Source organism: Paenibacillus lentus, assembly GCF_003931855.1.
GTDB lineage: Bacteria > Bacillota > Bacilli > Paenibacillales > Paenibacillaceae > Fontibacillus > Fontibacillus lentus.
Window position 1 is genome coordinate 4,407,423 of the sequence record NZ_CP034248.1, and the last position, 19,666, is coordinate 4,427,088.

Consider the following 19,666-nt stretch of genomic DNA (forward strand, 5'->3'; position numbering starts at 1 on the left):
ACCCGTCTTAGCTTAAGGAGACGGGTTGTTTCATATCTATTTTCAATACATTTGAAATAGATGTAAAATAACCGCAACATGGGACAAAACGGCCAAGTTACGGTTATTCAAATCAATATAGAGGGAGGGGTTTAGAATTAAATCCCTATATGTTGCTTGTGAAAGTGGGATTAACGGTTTAGCAGGCTGCCGACATACCTTAATAATTCATTTGCACAAACCGGGCAATAACCGTGTTCGTCGATCAGTCGTTTACTAACCTCGTTAATCCGCTTGAGTTGACTTTCATCCGGCGTTTTCGTCGATGTCGTGATCTTGACAATATCCTTCAGGTCGGCAAACAACTTTTTCTCTATCGCCTCCCGCAGCCTGTCATGGTGATTATATTCAAATTTCCGCCCTTTGCGCGAGTATGCGGAAATACGAATCAATATTTCCTCGCGAAACGCTTTTTTTGCATTTTCGGAGACACCGATCTGCTCCTCAATCGAACGCATCAGCCGCTCATCGGGATCGAGTTCTTCATCAGTCAGCGGGTCGTGAATTTTACTCCAGTTGCAGAACGCTTCAATGTTATCAAGATAGTTCTCAAACAGCGTTTTTGCCGACTCCTCAAAAGAATACACGAACGCCTTCTGCACTTCATTCTTAGCGAGCTCATCGTATTCTTTACGGGCAATGCTGATGAAATTAAGGTAGCGCTCGCGCTCCTCTTTAGTAATCGAGGCATGCTGATCCAGACCGTCCTTAATCGCCCGAAGTATGTCGAGCGCCCCCATGCAATGCAAATCCTGTTTGATCAACGCGCTAGAAATTCGATTGATGACATATCGCGGATCAACACCAGACATGCCCTCCTCCAAATACTCATTCTGCAGCTCTTTCAAGTCAGCATCCTTATATCCTTCAACTTCCTCTCCGTCATAGAGCCGCATTTTCTTCACGAGGTCCAAGCCTTGTTTCTTCGTTTCCTTAAGCCGGGTCAATACCGAGAAAATAGCCGCTGAACGAAGCGCATGAGGAGCGATGTGCACATGCTTCATATCACTCTGACCAATGAGCTTCGCGTAGATCTTCTCCTCTTGCGATACTTTGAGATTGTAGGGGATCGGCATCACGATCATTCGCGATTGGAGTGCTTCATTTTTTTTGTTGGCGATAAACGCCTTGTATTCCGATTCATTCGTATGCGCGATAATCATTTCGTCAGCAGAAATTAACGCAAACCGTCCGGCCTTGAAGTTCCCCTCCTGGGTGAGCGATAGCAAATTCCACAGAAACTTCTCATCGCACTTCAACATTTCCTGAAACTCCATCAAGCCGCGATTAGCCTTGTTGAGCTCCCCGTCAAAACGATAAGCCCTGGGATCGGATTCGGAGCCATACTCAGTTATCGTGGAGAAATCAATGCTTCCCGTCAGATCGGCAATATCCTGCGATTTCGGATCGGAAGGACTGAAGGTACCTATGCCGACCCGGTTATCTTCGGATAGCAGCACCCTCTCCACAGCGACCCGTTCGATATCTCCGTCGTAATCCGTCCTCAGCTTCATCTGGCAGACAGGGCACAAATTCCCTTCAATCCGGACGTTCAGTGTCTGCTCTACCTCCGGGCGGAGCTCATGCGGTACAAGGTGCAGCGGATCTTCATGCATGGGACATCCAGAAATTGCATAAACGGCTCCCTTGTCCGTTCGTGAGAATTTTTCCAATCCTCTTTTTAAAAGAGTAACCAGTGTGGATTTCCCTCCGCTAACCGGCCCCATCAGCAGCAGAATTCGTTTACGAACGTCAAGCCGCCGCGCCGCCGAATGGAAATATTCCTCTACTAACTTTTCAATTGCCTGATCCAGGCCGAAAATCTCCTGTTCAAAAAATTTATACCTCTTACGCCCATTCACTTCCTCGACTCCATATGACTCAATCATTTCATATACCCTGGCATGGGCGGTCATGGCAGGCGAAGGATCCTTGGACAACAGCTCGATATAATCTTTAAAAGTGCCGCTCCACGCTAAAGAATCGCTTTCTGCACGGTAAGCTGCAATACGCTTGAAAATATCCATGTTCGGTACCTCCTGTACTTCCGCTAGGGGTAAAGCGCATCCCCGATCGGTGATCCTTGCTGAACTGAATGGAACCTCCATGTGAAAAAAATTCTATCGTCGCGTTTACGCTGTAGACAAACCGCGTTTCCATGTTTTTCTTGTGTAAATAAAGCACAATCGTGAAACGTTGCATTTATATTTTTTAGAAAAGTGTATTACATAACTATGCGACTTGAAGGAAGAAGTTGACCATTTTCAGCGCCAAAAATTATACAGATCGGAGTAGTATGAATTATTGAGGTGCACACTTTATTTCCTTCCGGCGGAAATGCAGGATTATGATATAATTTTTGAAGGCCTGTCTTATTCATTGTTGGATGATTTGGATTACTAGCACCATTTGCAGAAAGGAAGATCGGATATCATGGCCGTTCAGCATGAGACCGAATTATACGCCCCGCTTAAGGCATATTTTGAGGCGCGGGGTTATGTCATCCGGGGGGAGGTTCGCCACTGCGATCTCGTCGGGATTCATCCGGAACAAGAAGATCCGCTGATCGTGGAGATGAAAAAGACGTTCAATCTTTCCTTGCTGCTTCAAGGTCTGGAAAGACAGAAGCTTAGCGGAGAAGTATATTTGGCGGTAGAGCGCAATCGTACAAAAAAAGGGGCACACAACCAGAGATGGAGCGAAATTACGCTACTGTGCCGCAAGCTTGGACTTGGTTTGATTACAGTTACCCACTACAAAACGAAAAGTCCGTTTGTAGAGGTTTTGTGCTCGCCGGGTGATAAAATCATTGTTCCCGCGCCGAAAGTTATTAAAACACGCGCAGCACGGCTGCTGAATGAGTTCCATGAACGGAGCGGGGATTATAATGTTGGGGGCAGCCATGGGACGAAGCTGGTCACCGCTTATCGCGAGCGAGCTCTGCGCGTCGCCAGCACGCTTCAGGCTGGCGGCATAATGGCGCCGCGCGAGGTGCGCGATATCAGCGGCGTCGGCACGGCTGCCGCTATTTTGCAGCGCAATTACTACGGCTGGTTCGATCGAGTAGCGCGCGGACGCTACGCTTTGACACCAGCCGGCGCAAAAGCGCTGCGCCAGTATGCCAGCGTTATCGAGAGCTGGCGTACGGCCGCAGCCGCGAACGAGCGGCCGGCGGAGTGAGGCGCAGCGAAGCTGGCGATGCGGAGCAGTGCTGGGTGTGGCGATGCGAAGCTGGCGGTGCGGAGCAGTGCTGGGTGTGGCGATGCGAAGCTCGCAGTGCGATGGCGGAGCTGGCTGTGGCGATGCGAAGCTCGCGGGGCGATGGCGGAGCTGGCTGTGGCGATGCGAAGCTAGCAGTGCGATGGCGAAGCTGACTGTGCAAGAGCAGCAACACATGGGGCGGCGAGCGAATCACACAGCCTCACAGCATCACGCTCTCTTTGCTCCTGGTGCTCCGAACAAAACGCCTCATCTCCCTAACCACTTCCAAACGCGAACTCGCCCCAGCACAGCCATCGCAGGCTGCACCATCGGCCCGCGCTTCTAGCCCGCGCCGCGCGCCGTGAACTCCGCGATCGCCTCCGCGATCCGCGCCAAGCCCTGCCGTAGCCGCGCCGCACGGTGCGCGGCAAACGTGAGCCGGATGGCATCCCCATCCGGCTCTGCGCCCCCGGCGGCGTAGCACCGCGCGCCGGGCATGAATGCGGCGCCCTTGGGCAGCGCCGCACGAAGCAGCGCTTCGGAGCACAGCCCCGGCGGCAGGCGCAGCCACAAGAAGAGCCCTCCCTGGGGCTCTTCATAGCTGGTGCCCTGCCACGGAGCCTGCTCCCGAAGCAGCTCCAGCATGGCCGTGCGGCGGGCGGCATACTCCGCCTCAAGCCGTTCAGCATGCGCCGGCCAAGAGAACTCCGGCGCGCTAAGCAGAGCATAAAGGCGCTTTTCATAAGCCGCCTTCTCTTGAACAGACGCCTTACCGCGCCCTGCCAAAGCCAATCGAACCTTTGTTAAAGCTTCAATGACACGCTTACTTCCACGGATCCAGGCAACAGGCAAGGACGGAAACGCCGTAGCTTGAAAAGAACCAATTCCAAGGACGTCAGCACCCGCATAAAGCGCGCCCCCCTCCTGCTGAAGCTGGTACAAGGTTAGATGACCCTCTCTCCTATTGCTGTAAGTTCTAAACGGAATCACACCAGCAGAATCGTCTTCCACAATAAGCAATGAATACCCTGATCCCAACTGAAGCAGCGCTCTCTTCCTTTGCTCACTCCATACCCGGCCGGAAGGATTGGAATAACTGGGTGTAATATACACTAACACCGGCTGATTCTTTGCAATTTGCTGCTCCAACGAATCTATCCTCATTCCATCCTTGTCGCAGGGGATCAGAACTGCCCGCCCCCCCTGCTGACGGATCAATTCCAGCACCTCGGGCGATGCCGGTGTCTCCAGGAGTACTGTACCGCCCGTTCTGATTCTCCAGCGAAGGATAAAATCGATCGCTTCGGCACTGCCACCTGTTAATAACAGCTCCATTGGATCGACCCTGCTGCCCTCTTCTTTCATATATGCTGTGGAAAGCCAATTCCGCAAGGCTCGGGATCCCTGCGGTTCATATTCATTTAAAGTCCCGGGAATCTCCAGTTTAGATCGCGCCTGACGCAGCGCCGCGCTCAAGCCCTCAACCCCTTCACCGCCGTCGCCCCCACAAAGAGCCAGTGAAATCATTTCCGCCGCATCGCTCAATTTATTGAATTTCTGTCCTAAAGGCAACAGTTGCTTCCTTTGCGCTAAATCCAACCAACGCTCCAATGTATCCGCCTCCATGCGATTATTCATTGCAGCTATTGTATAGGAGGACAAATTTCCCATTCAACAGGCAACATTTATACGAATCTATCGTTTTTGCCATTAAAAAGTGCACGTGATAGAATGTAATCTTGAACTAACAAGTCGAGGTGATGATTGTGTCTTATTCTACGGAGCCTATGACCACTTCCGAACCCCAACGCAGCAGGAGAACGCGAAGGTCTTCCGTAAAAATCGTTTTGCTTATTTGGTTTTTGCTCATTGGCGCAGGGATCACCACCGCATACTGGTATAGCAACTATTTAAAAAAATCGATGCTGGAGCAGCTTGATGCCCGCATACAAAGACAGACAGAAATCATGAAAACCGATTATACAGCCCAACTGGCAGCATTATCTGAGCAAGTAGAACAATTGAACAACAAGGTAGAAACATTTAACGAACTGCTATCCTTTACCAAAGACAATGCAAGCGATAAAACCGATAACAGTAACAAATTGTATTCCCAACTGAACGATGTGAAGAACCAGTTGGCCAAACTGCAGAAGCAAATGGAATTATTGAAATAATGAACAATATCAAAGGAATCAATCGGTTTTTCCTGCTTGCAACCGCTCCGCTGTTTGGTCTTCTGATCGCGTTGGCCTTAAGTGGACCTAAAATCGGCTGGGTGAGCGAACCGGGGCAAATTACCTCAGATCCGCTCGCCATAGATCAAACCTTCGAAGCTATCTCTGCGGGCTTGCAGCAAGCTGAAGAGACAGCCCAATATACAGTCTCCTCCATTCAGCAGACGGCTGAGCTCTATCACAGAACAACAGGTACGATGGCGACCATCGTTCAAGCAGCCAAGAATACGGCATCTAAGCCCGAAAGCATATACAACAGACGAATAACAGCCAAATTAGGCACGCCTAAAGAAACTATAAAGAGTGATAGGATTATTATTGAGCTGTACAAAGTGAACCCTGGCAATTACAAAGGCTATGCCATGAAAGTGAAGCTAAAATCCCCGGATGCGATGAAAATGACGCTCGGCGGCGATAAGCTCGGTGTCTCGGAGACGACCAAGCAAGCGGCATCCAGATACGGAGCTGTTGCGGGAATTAATGCCGGCGGCTTTGCCGATGCCAAGGGCAAACGTTATCCATTAAGCACAACAATGATGAATGGTAAATATTTGAACGGATTTGAAGCTTCCTACAAAGACTTGTTCTTCGTCGGAATGAACAAGAACGGCAAGCTCATCGGGGGTAAGTTCCATAGCCAAGAAGAGCTGGACAAGCTGGAGCCCTCCTTTGGGGCATCTTTTGTGCCTATCCTGCTCAAAAACGGACAAAAAACGACCATTCCTTTAAAATGGCAAACGTCCCCGCTGCGCGCACCGCGAACCGTCATCGGCAACTATAAGGATGACCAATTAATTGTTCTCGTCATTGACGGATACGATGAAAATGGCAATTCCGGCGCAACGCTGCAAGAATTGCAGGACAAACTCTTTAACATGGGTGTTGTCAACGCATATAATTTGGACGGCGGTGGTTCTTCTTCCCTTGTATTTAACGGAAAAGTAATCAACAATCCTTCCGATGGCGAGCTTCGTCCCGTGCCGACCCATTTTCTGTTCTTTAAATAACAAAGCTATGCCGTTAACGTGAAACAAGCGCATTGTCAATGAAATATATCATATAAGCATTTATTTTTTTAACAGAGGCGGGTATAATAAGAGGCAGTTAAATGTGGAGGTGTTCACCTTTGTTTTCTTTTTCGTTAACGTTTTGGATCGTAACTTTGGTGTTTGCTCTATATCTTTGCGGGATTTTAACCTCATCGTATAATAACGATAAAACAAAAGGTTTGTAAGAATTCTTCCTCATTCTTACAAAAAGTCAGGTTGAACGGCGCCGTCCTCTTTGATCTAATATCCAAATGAACAAGCTTCCCTTACGGGGAGCTTGTTCATCATATCGAAGAATAATCGAGGAGAAGGGAGAACAAGTCTACGAATCCGATACAGTAATTAGTAAGATGCAAATTAACAGTAGCTATGGTAGCTACACCATATCTTTGGATAGAAAACCGATTAGGGTTAAGTCTTTATCAAATATTGATTTTTTAGCTGTTCATGTTGACGATCAATAGTTATAATTGGTCTCCTGACGGCAAACAGCTTGCTTGCGCCTTTGGCGATCTGGGGTCAAGTTTTTTAGCCATTTTTAACACAGGAAACGGGGAGCTGCGAGTTGTATCTGATGAAGATTATGAATCGATACCTGCGGTTGTTTGGCATAAAGACGGCCTGGGTTTGGATTTCATTTCAAGGTGGGCTGCCTCCGAAGAAGAAGTACTGTACCGCTATAGGCAAGATTCAATCAAAGAAGTTTTGAAACTCAACGAGAAAAACAGACAAATGATCATGGATATATTGCCTTTCACCGTACATGCGGGCGTACTAAAAATAAGCATCTGCAGACTGCAGATGCTTATTTCGCTAACTCTTATGCAACTTATGTGAGGCGGTTCATTTCTACGAGGCATTGGTTACAAATGCAGCGTTCCTTGAAATCACTTACGCCCTCCATCGAGCCGCAGAATACGCACTTTGGACGGTAACGCTCTAGAATGATGTGATCGCCCTGCACTAAAATTTCGACAGGATCTCCCTCGTTCATTTGATATCTTTTACGCAATGATTTGGGCAAGACAATTCTTCCCAGCTGATCCACTTTACGAACCACACCAGCAGGTTTCATATTTACTTACACCTCTCCTAAAAATGGTATGTACACAATTAGACGAAAATGATACTTCCCTCTTTATATATTTCGCTCTTATTCCTAGAATTCCTGCTTTTATTCGACATATTTTAATATTTTTGCAGGATTTCATCCTACAACAGCACCATTTGAGACGTTTTTAGTCATAACAGCCCCCGCTGCTATGACTATATTGTCGCAAATTATCACATTTTGAGCGATAACCCGCTCTTCCACCGATTCATACATATTACCAATGGTTACTGGCTTGCCATATTCTCCCGCGGATTTAAGCTCCTCTAAATTATTGCATTCCCGGAAAATCTAACTGCCGCAGCGCCTCAAACACGATAATAGCTGCTGAATTGGATAAATTCAAAGAGCGTACTTTGTCCGTCATCGGCATGCGGATTAATTGTTCCGGGTGTGCTTGCAGAATATCATCGGGAAGTCCCTTGGTTTCTTTGCCGAATACGAAGAAATCACCGTCCCGGTATTCGTAATCCGTGTATTTTTTTTGCGCCTTGGTCGTAGCGAAGAAAAAACGGCTGCTGCTGTATTTCTCTATAACCTCTTGAAAGGAATCATGATATTCGATATGCACTGCATACCAGTAATCAAGTCCAGCCCTTTTCAATGTAGCGTCATCCGTACGGAAGCCGAGCGGACGCACCAAATGCAGGTGAATGCCCGTCGCTGCGCAAGTACGCGCAATGTTGCCTGTGTTCGCTGGTATTTCCGGCTCTACAAGTACAATATGCAAAGTCATACTACAGGTCCTCACTAATTTCAGTTTGAATTTCTTGTTATCTGTTTTACTTGTCCATTATAACAGCTAAAGCACTTTCCCCAAAACAAAAACCTCCCGCCATCCTTCAGGCGAGAGGCTTACTTTATGTCAGCGAGAAAACGCGCTGACCATGCTCATACTCGACTTCTTATCCATTCGACTTCTGGAACTCTGCCATGAAATCAACCAGTGCCTTAATGCTGTCATAAGGAACAGCATTGTAGATCGAAGCGCGCAGACCACCGACGCTGCGATGTCCTTTCAAGCCCACAAAGCCTTCTTTCTCGGATTCCTTCACAAACTGCTTCTCCAGTTCTTCGGAGCCTAAGCGGAAAGTCACATTCATCAATGAACGGCTATCTTGATCCGCACAACCACGATAAAACCCGCCGCTGTTATCAATCATATTATAGAGAAGTGCCGCTTTCTCCCGGTTCTTCTTCTCGATGCCTGCTAGTGATCCCTGTTCTTCAATCCATTTCAGTACTTGATTTACCATATAGATTGAGAAGGATGGCGGTGTGTTATAAAGGGAGTTGTTGCCCGCATGAGTATCATAACGCAGCATCGTAGGCAAGTGCTTCGGTGAATCCTGAAGCAGCTCCTCACGAGCAATCACGACGGTTACGCCGGAAGGCCCCAAGTTTTTCTGCGCCCCGGCATACACCATTCCGAATTGATTCAAATCAAACGGACGGGACAGAATGTCACTCGACATATCCGCAATCAGCGGAACACTACCCGTATTGGGGAAACTCTTAAACTGTGTTCCTTCTATGGTTTCATTGGAAGTAACATGCAGATACGCTGTATTGTCCGGCAAACTCAAGCTGCTTAGATCAGGCAAGCTCATGAACTTGCTCTCTTTAGAAGATGCAGCTTCGAAAACATCCCCAATCAGCTTTGCTTCCTTAACTGCCTTATTTGCCCAGCTTCCTGTCATCACATAACCGGCCGATTTGCCCTCTGTCAGGAAGTTCATCGGAATCATGGAAAACTGTGTAGAAGCGCCACCTTGCAGGAACAACACCTTGTATCCTTCTGGATTACCCAACAAATTTAATAAACGGCTAGCCGCTTCATTATGAGTCTCCTCATAAACGGCCCCACGGTGCGACATCTCCATGATTGACATTCCTGTACCACGGTAATCGACAAATTCCGCCTGAGCCCGTTCCAATACTTCCAACGGAAGTGCTGCAGGCCCTGCATTAAAGTTATAAGCTCTCTTACTCATTTCTCCCCCGTCCTCTCTTTTCACTTGTTACATAGGCTTTCGAAGTTTTGATAAGGTTTATCATAGCAACTATTCTTTTTTCCAGCAAGAAGATATTTCATTAGATTTGATAGTTTGCAGAAATGACACATTAACGCTTCATCTCAACAAAGTTTTTTATCGCTTTGAACAAAAAAATTCATATACCCTTGTCCATTTTTTCCGCTCTCCCGGCGCCAGCTCGATCTGAATAAACATTTCCGGGGAGACGACATGACCGATGCCCCATACCGCAGCAGAAGAGACCGGGAAAGTGCTGATTTCTCTAACGCCGACGCCGCTAGGCCGATGCTCCAATTCCCAAAGCCAAGAGAACGAACGATTCTGAAACCCCTCAATGTGAAAATAAAAAGGGGTATCCGGGGTTCCTGCCCACGTAACCTCTCCTCCTTTAATCACAACCCCATCCAGTGTTTCCGGCTCATCGCTCCAGGGTTTAATATCAAAAGGAAACCTTAATGCATACTCAGGCCCAATCTGGTGGCGGTCGATCCCAAAGAAGTTATGATTGTACTCCTCCGTCCGAATGACGCGTGTCCCCGTATTCGTTAATTGATAAGCAATCCGCAGCTGGTTTCCTTCAATACAGATAGATTTTTCAAGTCGAGCGGCATAGCCAGCACAATCTTTCGGATGTACTATAAAATGAATATGCTGTGCGTTCTCCTGCCCAACTTCAATGCGATAGGACTGAAGCGGATAAGCTCGATAAAATTGGTAAGGTTCTTGATCTATTCGGGTAAGAAGTCCCACACCAAGCTTGGGAAAAAGGCCTCCAACTGGGACATCCTCATATCCAATGGCTTCTCTTAATGAGAATTCGTTGCACAACCCCATGCCGCCTGTTCCCTCCCCCTCCTTAAGGCTCTCTGGAACACAAAAGGAATGGTTACCTTCCCGCAGCGTTACCCCCGTAATAAAACCGCTCCAGTCAAAGCGTGTACCCTTATAATCCCCAATACTGGCTATATCTATGACCAAGTGCTCATTGCTTAGTTGAAATCCCATATTTAACCCCTCTTGTATCCTAATAATAAATTGATCATCTCGCCCGCGATGAACTCCTTAAGGAAGAAAACCCCGGCTCAATACTTGCGAGCAACAGGGTTTTCCATACAGTTTAAGTGCTTAAGGACGGATACGCCCTCTAGCCCCATTCACTTTTGTTCCAATACAACTTCAATACGCTGGGTGCCCTCTTTAGGGAGTACATCCAATACAGATCGGTGCAGGAGTCCGCCAATGCCAACAGCTTCAAATGATACAGGCTGATCGTTTATAGTGATCGAACTGATGCGATATTGGCCATAATCGAGAAGTTCAGTATTCCGATAGACGATATGCAGCATCCGATCAGCGAATAATGTCTCAACGGAGGCCTTTCCTTCGCTGTCAAATTGAGCTTTAACAAGTTTAGGCTCGAGATGCAGATGACCGTAGCTTCCCTTCACCCCATAAACTTCTGTCAACTCAGTCAGCAGCAGCCAACTTGCCGAGCCCGTCAAGAACGTATACATTCCCCGTCCCTTTTCATTAATGTATTCTGGCACACCAGGATACATCCGGCTCAGCTCAAAATCTGTAGAGAGGCGATAAATAGAGTCCATCACCTCGTAACCTTCCTTGACAAAACCACGTTTATAGAGTGCATTAGCATACATGACTGTCATATGGCTAAACATTGCACCGTTCTCTTTATGACCGAAGGCAAATCCAAAGGCACGGCCCAGATTTTGCTGAATGCCCCCAAAGTTCGAATTCAAGCGATAGCCAATCTTCTCGTCCTTCAGATACCGATCTACAGCCTTCGATATTTTACCGACCTGCTCATCGGTAGCGACACCCCCCATAATGCTGAACACTTGACCAGTGAGCGTCATGCGCACGCCCTGAGGGAAATCGCCTTCAACCCGCTCGGCATCGTCGTTATAATAACCGTTGAACCATTCATAGCCTTCTTTATTGGAAATCCATTCGTTTTTGCGCAAATGAGCCATAGCCCACTCCGCTTTGGTTCTTAAATCATTCGCTACTTTTTCGATATCCAACTTGAGCTTCTTCCCGCTAACAACCGGCGTAACAGCGTCATAATATTGATTCAATAGAGCCAGCTTGGCTTCAATACTCTCGTAATCCACCGACTCTGAAAGCGAGTCTAGCAGAATCGCCATCTCCTCTGCCAGTTCAATCGTCTCAATACCTGCATTTTGCTTCAGGTAAGTTAAGAGCTCTGCCAACTCCAGCAAGTTGCTGGCGTAAAAGGCCGTAAATGCTACGCTTTCGCCGCGGTTTGGTGCCAGGTCAAGCCCGTCGTTCCAATCGGCGCCCTCCAGCTTAATATTGTTATGCTCGCCAACATGGAAGAATGGAACGATATTTTGCAGCAAAATATGCTCCAAAATAGTACCCTCGTACACTTTTCCATCTTGAGTGGTCAGCTTATTTCCATTATCCGCACTCCAGCTTAAATCCCGTTCTGCGCAACGCTTTACGAAGATGTCTCTGAAATACGTTTGTGGCTGAAGCAGAATCTCCCAGTCGCCGCTTTGATGTACATATAGCATTGTTGTCAGAAGGGGCCAAGCACCGTGATCCATCCATACTCTCGGAATATTATTCCGGTCAGCAATGAACTCGCCCGGCTTCGATCCGATAATCGTTGCATTACTGCCATCGATGCGAACACCAGCATAGTTGTTCACCAGCAGATTTCTCACTTCATTTGGCTCCATTACCATTAGCGCCAAACAGTCTTGCCACAGATCTCGCCAGCCTCGTCCGCCGCGGCCGTAGTCATGATAAGGCAGGAATGAGTTGCCGTACAGACGCCGTAATATTGGCTGAAGCGTAACCCATTTCATCCATAAATCCTGCTCCGCATCACCGGACTTAAATTTAATCGTATCCAGCTTTTCTCGCCAGTACGCCTCATTCTCTTGCAGCAAAGCATCGAATTGTGCTTCGGATAAATATTCAGCCGCATATTTCGCCGGAACAATCCGGTCATCCGAAATAACCATAGCCACAACATAGCTTACCGATTGCCCGGGTAATAATTGTACGGATGCAAACCGAAGCGCACCGATCGCTTCATAGCCTTCGAGCTCGGCTCCTGCCGTTGCCAGCGGCTCCAGGTTACGAACGACCGCCTCAGGCCAATCCAGCGCTCCGCCTTCCCCAACAAACTCCTCACTGATCGGGAACATACCGACAGGTGCTGTACCGCTGCCCTCAGCACCAAGAACGCTGTAAGTGACCTTATTTATCCGATGTCCCCGTTCGTCGAAGGATAGCGCAGGTTGAACCTCCATGCCATAGTCAGCAACAAAGATCCGGTGCAGCAATGAAGTAACATGACGATGATCCCGAAGGTCGTCTGCTGAGCGGCCGTATAAAGGAATAGCCGCTGTTGGCGTTAGAGCAAGCGACGCATTGCCCGTGTTTGTTATTTTTACCTTCATAAGCTCGACCTTGTCATTCTTAACAGGAACAAAGCTAGTCGTTTCCGCTTTTATACCAAGCTCCGCATTTTGACGGGTAAGCTTATGCCATAGAAATCCGGCTTCCATCTCGGTATACTCGTCATCAGCTACAAATTGAGCTGCGTTCTGCTTCGCTGAATTTCCGCTAACAGACCATGCACCGTAACCTTCAATATGAAGCCAGAAATTCCGCGATGCTTTGGAATTATGCAGATCCTCCACGGACACCGGCTCCATTAGAAATGTGTTATGCCCCGATGTAATGCCGCCATGAAGATTCGGAGTAATCGCGGACATCATTCCTGCTTCATTAACTAAAGGAAAATACAAATAACTGTTTTTTTCTGGATGCTTTAGTTTGAATACGCCCTGATCTCCTTGAAACTGCCAACCGGACTTTGTCATATCTTTTCTCCCTCTCCTGTTTACATTTAAAACAAATCCCGCTCCATATACTGCAGGTGCGGGATTCATCAAGCTACGATTTGACGGCACCTGCGAGAGCTCCGTCCACAAGATATTTCTGGATAAATGTGTACAATACAATCAGCGGAGCTGCAACGATTGTAATTCCGCAAGCCAGTAACGGCCAATTGTTGCCGTATTGTCCTTTAAATTCCTTAAGCCCGAATGTAATTGGGTAATTCGCCTGACTCGGCAGATACATTATCGGACCAACAAAGTCGTTCCAGATGCCAATCGCGGTCAAAATAACACCTGTTGCGATAACCGGTTTCATAAGCGGAGTTATCATTTGGAACAAGTAACGGACGTAGCCTGAACCATCCATGCCTGCGGCTTCATCCAGCTCACGGCTAATCGACTTGATATAACCGACGAACAACATAAATACGACACCGGTTCCCGTTGTTTTTAGAACGATATACCCCAGCTTCGTATCGTATCCGAAGAAACCAAAGGATTCCTTGAAGCTCAGCATCAATTTGTACTGCGCAACCATCGGGTTAGGAAGAAATTGCGACAACAGGAAGAACATATAGATGAACCCGCTCCACTTTACGTATTTCCGTGCAACCGGGAACGCCCCCATAACCGAAACGATAATTGTCAGTACTGTAGCGACAGAAGTATAAATAAGACTGTTAATGAAGTAATTGGCGAAATTCCCTTCCGTCCAAGCTGTAACATAGTTGCTCCACTGAATTTCTTTGACGAAGCCAATTGGATTGATCAAATACTCAGGGTACGACTTCAAAGAAACATTAAGCACCAAAATTAGCGGCACTACATACAAAACGAGCATTACAGCAACAACAGCGTAGGATAGAATAGTAAATGATTTGGAACTTTTCATAATTAATATTCCACCTCTCTCTTACGCGTTTGCCGAACAGCTACGACTACAAAAACTAGAATGATCAGGAACTGAACGACCGATAGCGCCGAAGGTAGTCCCATTTCGAGGCTGCCGCGGAATGTCTCCTTATAGACGTCATAGGCCATCGTTCTCGTATTAAAGCGACCATCTGTAGTTGCTAGAATAATATCGAAGGTCGACATCGCTCCGATAATCGATAACAGCATATTTACGGTAAAGGATGGAGCGATCAGTGGGAACGTAATATGGCGGAAGGACTGCCATTTGTTAGTTCCGTCAATATAGCCGGCTTCATACAAATCTTTAGGAACCGATTGCAAGCCAGCGAGAAAAATCAGCATGGAGTAACCCATGTACATCCAAATTTGCACAAATATAATGTAGCCAAAAGCATGCGTAAAGCTGGCAAAGAACATGTCCTTATAACCGAACAGCCAATCATACAGCATATTTACCGGACCACTCATCGGGTCAAACATCATGCCCCAGATGAGGGCAACTACAGCGACACCGAGTACTACCGGCAGGAAGAATACCGCACGATAGAAATAATCGCCGCGCAGCCGCTGATTCAGCAGAACTGCTACGAACAGTCCAACCCCGTTCTGAACAATCGTTACAACAAACATAAAAATAAGTGTATTCGTAATGGAACGCCAGCGTTCCCCCGAGTTTCCGGAGTAAAATAGATCGTAGTAATTTTCAAGCCCGACAAACTTCATTGTACTGCCGGGAATATTTTTTACATCTGTAAAAGAGTAAATAACCGTCATGACAGAAGGTCCAAAATAAAAAACTAAGTATAAAGCCATTGGTATTAATAGAAGTAAAAGGGGTAGGTAGCGAGCCATTCCTTTTCCAAATGGATACATCTTTCTCACCTCGCGGGTCCGAATCGATAAATGGTCGGGGCCTGAGTATTCAGACCCCGAGACAGTACAATATGGTTATAACTTCTTATCTAGGTGCCGCAGCTTCCCATTCCTTCTGTTGTACGTCAGCAAGTTCTTTCGCTGTTTTGTACACGCCGCCTGGAGCGAGGTATTCCGTATGCACGCCTTCTGCTGCAAGGTGCTCACCTACGTTTTCACGGTTGATCATCATGATTTCATAAGCAAGCTCGAAGTCGCCCAGATAAGGTGTCAGTTCGTTGTCGATGAAATCGCTGTCTGTGGAAATCCCATCCATTGTAGGGATGAATCCAGCAGCTTTAACGAATGTTGTGTAGTTCTCAGGCTCGGAGAAGAATTCCAGCCATTTCAGAGCGCCCTCTTTGTTCGGGCCTTTTTCAGCAGCATACCAAGTCACATCATATTTACCTACAAAGGATGCATTTTTTTCTGCATCTTCGGTAGCAGGCACCGGGAAGTAACCGAATTTAAGGTCTGGATTCGCTGTAGCGATCGTCGGAGCATCCCAAGAACCATCAGCCAGCATAGCTACTTTACCAGTTGCAAAAATAGATGGAGCAGATGCATAATCAATTCCCATGAAGCCTTCGATCATATAGTTATCTTGAAGAGTTTTCATTTTCTCAAGAACTTCAATTGCCTCGGCATCGTTGAACGCTGTCTCGCCTTTCCATACGCCTTCGATCCATTTCTGCTGATCGCCGCCGCCTAGAATTTTCGCTTGAAGCGCGAACACAGGCAGTTTCAACGGCCATACGTCTTTACCAGCAACGCCAATTGGCGTAATGCCTTTGGACTTCAGTGTTTCGTTCAGCTCAATGAACTCACTCCACGTCTTAGGCACTTCAAGTCCATGCTCTTCAAAAATCTCTTTATTGTAGAACAAACCGGACATCGCTACTTTACCAGTCGGAATGGCGTAGACTTTACCTTTATAGGTACCGGCTTTTTCAATGTCGTTAGCGTTCCAGTTTTTGATGAAAGCTTGATCGGACAGATCAGCGATCAGACCGGAGTTGATCCATTGCTCCCAGTCAGGAACCTTAGCGCCTGGTGTCCATTCCTGCGGTGACAATCTCATGCCGGACAAGTCGGCCAGAATGTCAACATCATTCGCTGTCAGTCTTGCTCTTTGCGCTTGTTTATACTCATCATCCGGACCAGTCGTCGTGTACTCGACTTTATATTCCGGATACTTCTCTTCAAACTTCGCATTGATTTCTTCCATCGCTTTGTTAATGTTTTCTTGTTTCCAATGTAAAATCTTGATTACTTGCTTTTTCCCGGAAGAACCCTTAGCGCCTTCGGCATCGTTTCCAGAAGCTGCGTTGTTACCACCGCCGCCGCAAGCCGCCAAACTAAGCGTTAGTGCGCCTGCAAGTACGATGGCAGAAATTTTCTTGACCATGATTTTTCCCCCTATTTATAGTCATTGATTGCGAAACTCTGCGATGGATCCCTCATTCAAAATCACTTAAACATTGAAAATGCTCTGAATAATGCATGCTGCATTTTCGTAGTTCTAACGTTCTAAACAAGGAAAACTCCGAAAGCGGTTTCGTCAAATTCATTATTACATCATTTTTTTCGTTTGTAAAGACCTATTTTAAATTATTCCATCTTTCTTGTCGCTTCATGCAATCACATACAAGAAATCATTAAAATCCCTTTATACATCAAGGATTTTAATATATAATCCTGACTTAAAACTCATTGACCGAACAATAGAAAAAAGGTAAGATGTTCTACGAAAGGGTTTTCGTGATTTCGCAAATATAGAATGTAAAACGCTTTTATTTCGTTAGTATTTTCGAAAACAACATACAATGCAGCTGAATCTAAAGTTTCAATAAATCGTGAAATCGTGGAAATGCTGCTCCTTATACCAAGGACTTACGATTTACATTCTATAGGTTAGAATGCCTTATCAAGAAGGGGGTTATGTCTTGACCATCAACATCAGAACGATTGCGGAAATGGCCGGCGTTTCGGTATCGACCGTATCCAAAATCATCAACAACTACAGTGATATTTCTGAAGAGACAAAAAATAAAGTACTCGAAATTATGAAACAAACAGGATATGTACCATCCAACTCTGCCAAAACATTAGCGACTAAAAAGTCGAATCTTATCGGTGTTATTTTTGCTGGAAAACTGAATATCGACTTTACCCATCCTTTTTTCGTCGAGGTTCTCAATTCATTTAAGAAACAAGTCGGCCTACTCGGCTATGATCTTCTATTCTTCTCCAATGAAAAGTTCTATGCGGTCGATGGCGAATATCTCGCCAGATGTAAGCACTTCCAATTGGATGGCTGCATTATTGTAACCGGACAGCAGGTTGAACCCTCGATCCGTGAGCTGGACTTGAGCGACATTCCTTGCATTGGGGTGGATATCGAACTGAAGGGCAAAAACTCCGGTTTTATTATGTCAGACAACTATAAAATGTCCTATAAAGTCGTGGAGCACTTTTATTTGCAAGGATATCGGGAGCTCGGCTATATCGGGAGTACTGAGGAATCAGAAATCTCCAATATGCGAGAGGGAGGCTATAAGAATGCGATCGATAGCTTTGGCCTGCCTTTAAATGAGAATTGGTTCGTGAATGGGGACAACTTCTTTGAAACGAGTGGATATGAAGCGATGAATCGGATGATTGAATCGGGCTCACTGCCACGTGCCATCTTTGCCGCCTCAGACCTGCTTGCGATTGGAGCTATGCGTGCATTAAAGGAACATAAGCTGAGCGTTCCGCAGGATGTGGCAATAATCGGCTGCGACGATATCGAAGCCTGTAAATATACGAGTCCCGCCCTCACCACAATCAGGCAGAACAAAGATAAAATCGGCAGACTTGCCGGCTTGATGCTATATGATCTCATGAATAGCCAGGCGGAGACGAGCAATATTGTGGTAGAGCCGGAACTCGTTATTCGTGAGTCCTGCGGCTGTAGACTAGACAACTTTTAAATGCATCAAACCGACAAAACACAGATTCCATATATATTCTTTAACAACCCTTCAAAAATAATACACCCCTCTGTTCTTCTTAAAAGAAAGAGCAGAGGGGTGTTATCATCTGATGTGCTTAAATAGCTGATTTTGGTGTATCGAAACGTTTGCCAAGCAATGGAGCCAACTGCTCCAAATCGCGAAGCAAGGCAGCGAATTGATCAGGGAACAATGACTGGACGCCGTCGCCTGTCATCGAGTTATCCGGGTCAGTGTGCATTTCAATAATCAATCCGTCCGCACCGGCTGCGACGGATGCTTTTGTCATTGGCTCTACAAGCTCACGGCGTCCCGTTCCATGGCTCGGATCAGAAATAACCGGTAAATGACTTAAGCTTTGCAGTACTGGTATTGCGGATAGATCAAGTGTGTTTCTTGTGTAGGTTTCGAAAGTACGGATTCCGCGTTCGCACAGCATGACATTCGGGTTACCGCCTGCAAGAATGTACTCTGCCGCATTTAGAAATTCGTCGTATGTTGCACTGAAACCACGCTTCAGAAGTACCGGTCTGCCGCATGTTCCAAGTTTACGAAGCAGATCAAAGTTTTGCATGTTGCGCGTACCGACCTGTAAAATATCCGCATACTCTGCGCATACATCAACATATTCCGGTGTCATGACTTCCGTAATTGTCAGCAGGCCATGCTTTTTCCCGGCTTCAGCCATCATAACCAAGCCTTCAACTCCCACGCCTTGGAAGCTGTAAGGACCCGTACGAGGCTTAAATGCTCCGCCGCGCAGTACTTGGCCGCCTGCCGCCTTCACTAAGCGGGCGATTTCGTCAATCTGCTCCGCCGATTCCACAGCGCAAGGACCGCCCATAACGACAAGATCTCCTCCGCCAATCTTCACATCGCCGATCTCAATAACCGTATTTTCCGGGTGGAAATCACGGCTGGCTAGCTTATAGGATTTGGATATTTTCACCACATTCTCTACGTCTTTCATCTGCCGCAGATGCTCAGCAAGCTTCGGCTCAATCGCTCCGATCAACCCAATCACGGTACGGTCGCTTCCACGTGATACATGGGTTTGCAGTCCTTCCTTCTCAATAACAGCGATAATCTCATTAATACGCTCTTCCGGCGTTTGATTAGAAGTAATTACGATCACGATTTATCATCCTTTCATGTCACGGGCACTGGGCCAAAAATTATATATTTTCCGTCACCAAACAATCAAACCTATTTGTCGCTTAAACGCTTGTTCGCTTTCAAGCTTTTATCAACTAAAGTAACTATACCTG

General features: G+C 46.7%; 17 protein-coding genes. 6 read left to right on the top strand and 11 right to left on the bottom strand.

From position 1 onward, the window contains the following. Positions 1 to 170 precede the first annotated feature (170 nt). Positions 171 to 2,066: a PrkA family serine protein kinase gene (locus tag EIM92_RS19985; RefSeq protein WP_125084332.1), complete on the bottom strand. Its 1,896-nt coding sequence runs from the start codon at positions 2,064 to 2,066 to the stop codon at positions 171 to 173. A gap of 406 nt (positions 2,067 to 2,472) precedes the next feature. On the opposite strand from EIM92_RS19985, the gene EIM92_RS19990 reads away from it, so the two are divergent. Both EIM92_RS19990 and EIM92_RS19995 read left to right on the top strand, forming a co-directional pair. Further along, positions 2,473 to 3,219: a DUF2161 domain-containing phosphodiesterase gene (locus EIM92_RS19990; protein ID WP_125084333.1), complete on the top strand. Its 747-nt coding sequence runs from the start codon at positions 2,473 to 2,475 to the stop codon at positions 3,217 to 3,219. Further along, positions 3,158 to 3,586 (top strand): hypothetical protein, encoded by a 429-nt coding sequence (locus tag EIM92_RS19995; RefSeq protein WP_125084334.1) that lies wholly within the window; start codon positions 3,158 to 3,160, stop codon positions 3,584 to 3,586. Before EIM92_RS19990 ends, EIM92_RS19995 begins: the two co-directional genes overlap by 62 nt. Here the strand turns inward: EIM92_RS19995 and EIM92_RS20000 are convergent. Next, entirely contained in the window at positions 3,583 to 4,851 is a 1,269-nt protein-coding gene (locus EIM92_RS20000; protein ID WP_164515162.1) for an aminotransferase-like domain-containing protein, read from the bottom strand. The two genes, EIM92_RS19995 and EIM92_RS20000, sit on opposite strands and share 4 nt — an antisense overlap. Before the next feature lie 149 nt (positions 4,852 to 5,000). Here EIM92_RS20000 and EIM92_RS20005 point away from each other — a divergent pair, with 149 nt between their 5' ends. The 3 genes from EIM92_RS20005 (at position 5,001) to EIM92_RS20015 (ending at position 7,363) form a co-directional block, all read left to right on the top strand. Next, a complete protein-coding gene (locus tag EIM92_RS20005; RefSeq protein WP_342772879.1) occupies positions 5,001 to 5,417 on the top strand; it encodes a hypothetical protein in 417 nt (138 codons plus the stop codon). Beyond that, complete coding sequence (locus EIM92_RS20010) at positions 5,417 to 6,484, top strand: phosphodiester glycosidase family protein (RefSeq protein WP_125084337.1); 1,068 nt, start codon at positions 5,417 to 5,419, stop codon at positions 6,482 to 6,484. The genes EIM92_RS20005 and EIM92_RS20010 overlap by 1 nt, the downstream gene beginning before the upstream one ends. Positions 6,485 to 6,973: 489 nt before the next feature. Further along, a complete protein-coding gene (locus EIM92_RS20015; RefSeq protein WP_125084338.1) occupies positions 6,974 to 7,363 on the top strand; it encodes a TolB-like translocation protein in 390 nt (129 codons plus the stop codon). Here the strand turns inward: EIM92_RS20015 and EIM92_RS20020 are convergent. The 8 genes from EIM92_RS20020 to EIM92_RS20055 all read right to left on the bottom strand — a co-directional run bounded on the left by EIM92_RS20020 (position 7,356) and on the right by EIM92_RS20055 (position 16,810). After that, positions 7,356 to 7,601 (bottom strand): AbrB/MazE/SpoVT family DNA-binding domain-containing protein, encoded by a 246-nt coding sequence (locus EIM92_RS20020; RefSeq protein WP_125084339.1) that lies wholly within the window; start codon positions 7,599 to 7,601, stop codon positions 7,356 to 7,358. The two genes, EIM92_RS20015 and EIM92_RS20020, sit on opposite strands and share 8 nt — an antisense overlap. Before the next feature lie 307 nt (positions 7,602 to 7,908). Further along, positions 7,909 to 8,373 carry a tRNA (uridine(34)/cytosine(34)/5-carboxymethylaminomethyluridine(34)-2'-O)-methyltransferase TrmL gene (trmL, locus tag EIM92_RS20025; protein ID WP_125084340.1) on the bottom strand — a complete coding sequence of 155 codons (465 nt, stop codon included), beginning with the start codon at positions 8,371 to 8,373 and terminating at the stop codon, positions 7,909 to 7,911. 169 nt (positions 8,374 to 8,542) lie between these two features. Next, complete coding sequence (gene serC, locus EIM92_RS20030; RefSeq protein ID WP_125084341.1) at positions 8,543 to 9,631, bottom strand: 3-phosphoserine/phosphohydroxythreonine transaminase; 1,089 nt, start codon at positions 9,629 to 9,631, stop codon at positions 8,543 to 8,545. A 156-nt stretch (positions 9,632 to 9,787) separates the two neighbouring features. After that, the gene (locus tag EIM92_RS20035) at positions 9,788 to 10,678 is read right to left on the bottom strand and encodes a hypothetical protein (protein WP_125084342.1); all 891 of its coding nucleotides are present in this window, start codon (positions 10,676 to 10,678) and stop codon (positions 9,788 to 9,790) included. Between the two features lie 149 nt (positions 10,679 to 10,827). Continuing rightward, the gene (locus EIM92_RS20040; protein WP_125084343.1) at positions 10,828 to 13,557 is read right to left on the bottom strand and encodes a GH36-type glycosyl hydrolase domain-containing protein; all 2,730 of its coding nucleotides are present in this window, start codon (positions 13,555 to 13,557) and stop codon (positions 10,828 to 10,830) included. A gap of 73 nt (positions 13,558 to 13,630) precedes the next feature. Beyond that, entirely contained in the window at positions 13,631 to 14,467 is an 837-nt protein-coding gene (locus EIM92_RS20045; protein WP_125084344.1) for a carbohydrate ABC transporter permease, read from the bottom strand. Positions 14,468 to 14,469: 2 nt separating this feature from the next. Further along, entirely contained in the window at positions 14,470 to 15,363 is an 894-nt protein-coding gene (locus EIM92_RS20050) for a carbohydrate ABC transporter permease (protein ID WP_125084345.1), read from the bottom strand. An 85-nt stretch (positions 15,364 to 15,448) separates the two neighbouring features. Further along, positions 15,449 to 16,810: an ABC transporter substrate-binding protein gene (locus EIM92_RS20055; RefSeq protein ID WP_125084346.1), complete on the bottom strand. Its 1,362-nt coding sequence runs from the start codon at positions 16,808 to 16,810 to the stop codon at positions 15,449 to 15,451. Positions 16,811 to 17,354: 544 nt separating this feature from the next. On the opposite strand from EIM92_RS20055, the gene EIM92_RS20060 reads away from it, so the two are divergent. Beyond that, on the top strand, positions 17,355 to 18,377 hold the full coding sequence (locus EIM92_RS20060; protein ID WP_125085288.1) for a LacI family DNA-binding transcriptional regulator: 1,023 nt from the start codon (positions 17,355 to 17,357) through the stop codon (positions 18,375 to 18,377). A gap of 118 nt (positions 18,378 to 18,495) precedes the next feature. Here EIM92_RS20060 and aroF read toward each other — a convergent pair whose 3' ends face one another. Next, the gene (gene aroF / locus EIM92_RS20065) at positions 18,496 to 19,533 is read right to left on the bottom strand and encodes a 3-deoxy-7-phosphoheptulonate synthase (RefSeq protein WP_125084347.1); all 1,038 of its coding nucleotides are present in this window, start codon (positions 19,531 to 19,533) and stop codon (positions 18,496 to 18,498) included. Positions 19,534 to 19,666: the final 133 nt, after the last annotated feature.

Bases quoted from the DNA above. Each gene is read 5' to 3' on its own strand.
- EIM92_RS19985 (WP_125084332.1), bottom strand. From the start codon at position 2,066: ATGGATATTTTCAAGCGTATTGCAGCTTACCGTGCAGAAAGCGATTCT.
- EIM92_RS19990 (WP_125084333.1), top strand. From the start codon at position 2,473: ATGGCCGTTCAGCATGAGACCGAATTATACGCCCCGCTTAAGGCATAT.
- EIM92_RS19995 (WP_125084334.1), top strand. From the start codon at position 3,158: ATGCCAGCGTTATCGAGAGCTGGCGTACGGCCGCAGCCGCGAACGAGC.
- EIM92_RS20005 (WP_342772879.1), top strand. From the start codon at position 5,001: ATGATTGTGTCTTATTCTACGGAGCCTATGACCACTTCCGAACCCCAA.
- EIM92_RS20010 (WP_125084337.1), top strand. From the start codon at position 5,417: ATGAACAATATCAAAGGAATCAATCGGTTTTTCCTGCTTGCAACCGCT.
- EIM92_RS20015 (WP_125084338.1), top strand. From the start codon at position 6,974: ATGTTGACGATCAATAGTTATAATTGGTCTCCTGACGGCAAACAGCTT.
- EIM92_RS20020 (WP_125084339.1), bottom strand. From the start codon at position 7,601: ATGAAACCTGCTGGTGTGGTTCGTAAAGTGGATCAGCTGGGAAGAATT.
- trmL (WP_125084340.1), bottom strand. From the start codon at position 8,373: ATGACTTTGCATATTGTACTTGTAGAGCCGGAAATACCAGCGAACACA.
- serC (WP_125084341.1), bottom strand. From the start codon at position 9,631: ATGAGTAAGAGAGCTTATAACTTTAATGCAGGGCCTGCAGCACTTCCG.
- EIM92_RS20035 (WP_125084342.1), bottom strand. From the start codon at position 10,678: ATGGGATTTCAACTAAGCAATGAGCACTTGGTCATAGATATAGCCAGT.
- EIM92_RS20040 (WP_125084343.1), bottom strand. From the start codon at position 13,557: ATGACAAAGTCCGGTTGGCAGTTTCAAGGAGATCAGGGCGTATTCAAA.
- EIM92_RS20045 (WP_125084344.1), bottom strand. From the start codon at position 14,467: ATGAAAAGTTCCAAATCATTTACTATTCTATCCTACGCTGTTGTTGCT.
- EIM92_RS20050 (WP_125084345.1), bottom strand. From the start codon at position 15,363: ATGTATCCATTTGGAAAAGGAATGGCTCGCTACCTACCCCTTTTACTT.
- EIM92_RS20055 (WP_125084346.1), bottom strand. From the start codon at position 16,810: ATGGTCAAGAAAATTTCTGCCATCGTACTTGCAGGCGCACTAACGCTT.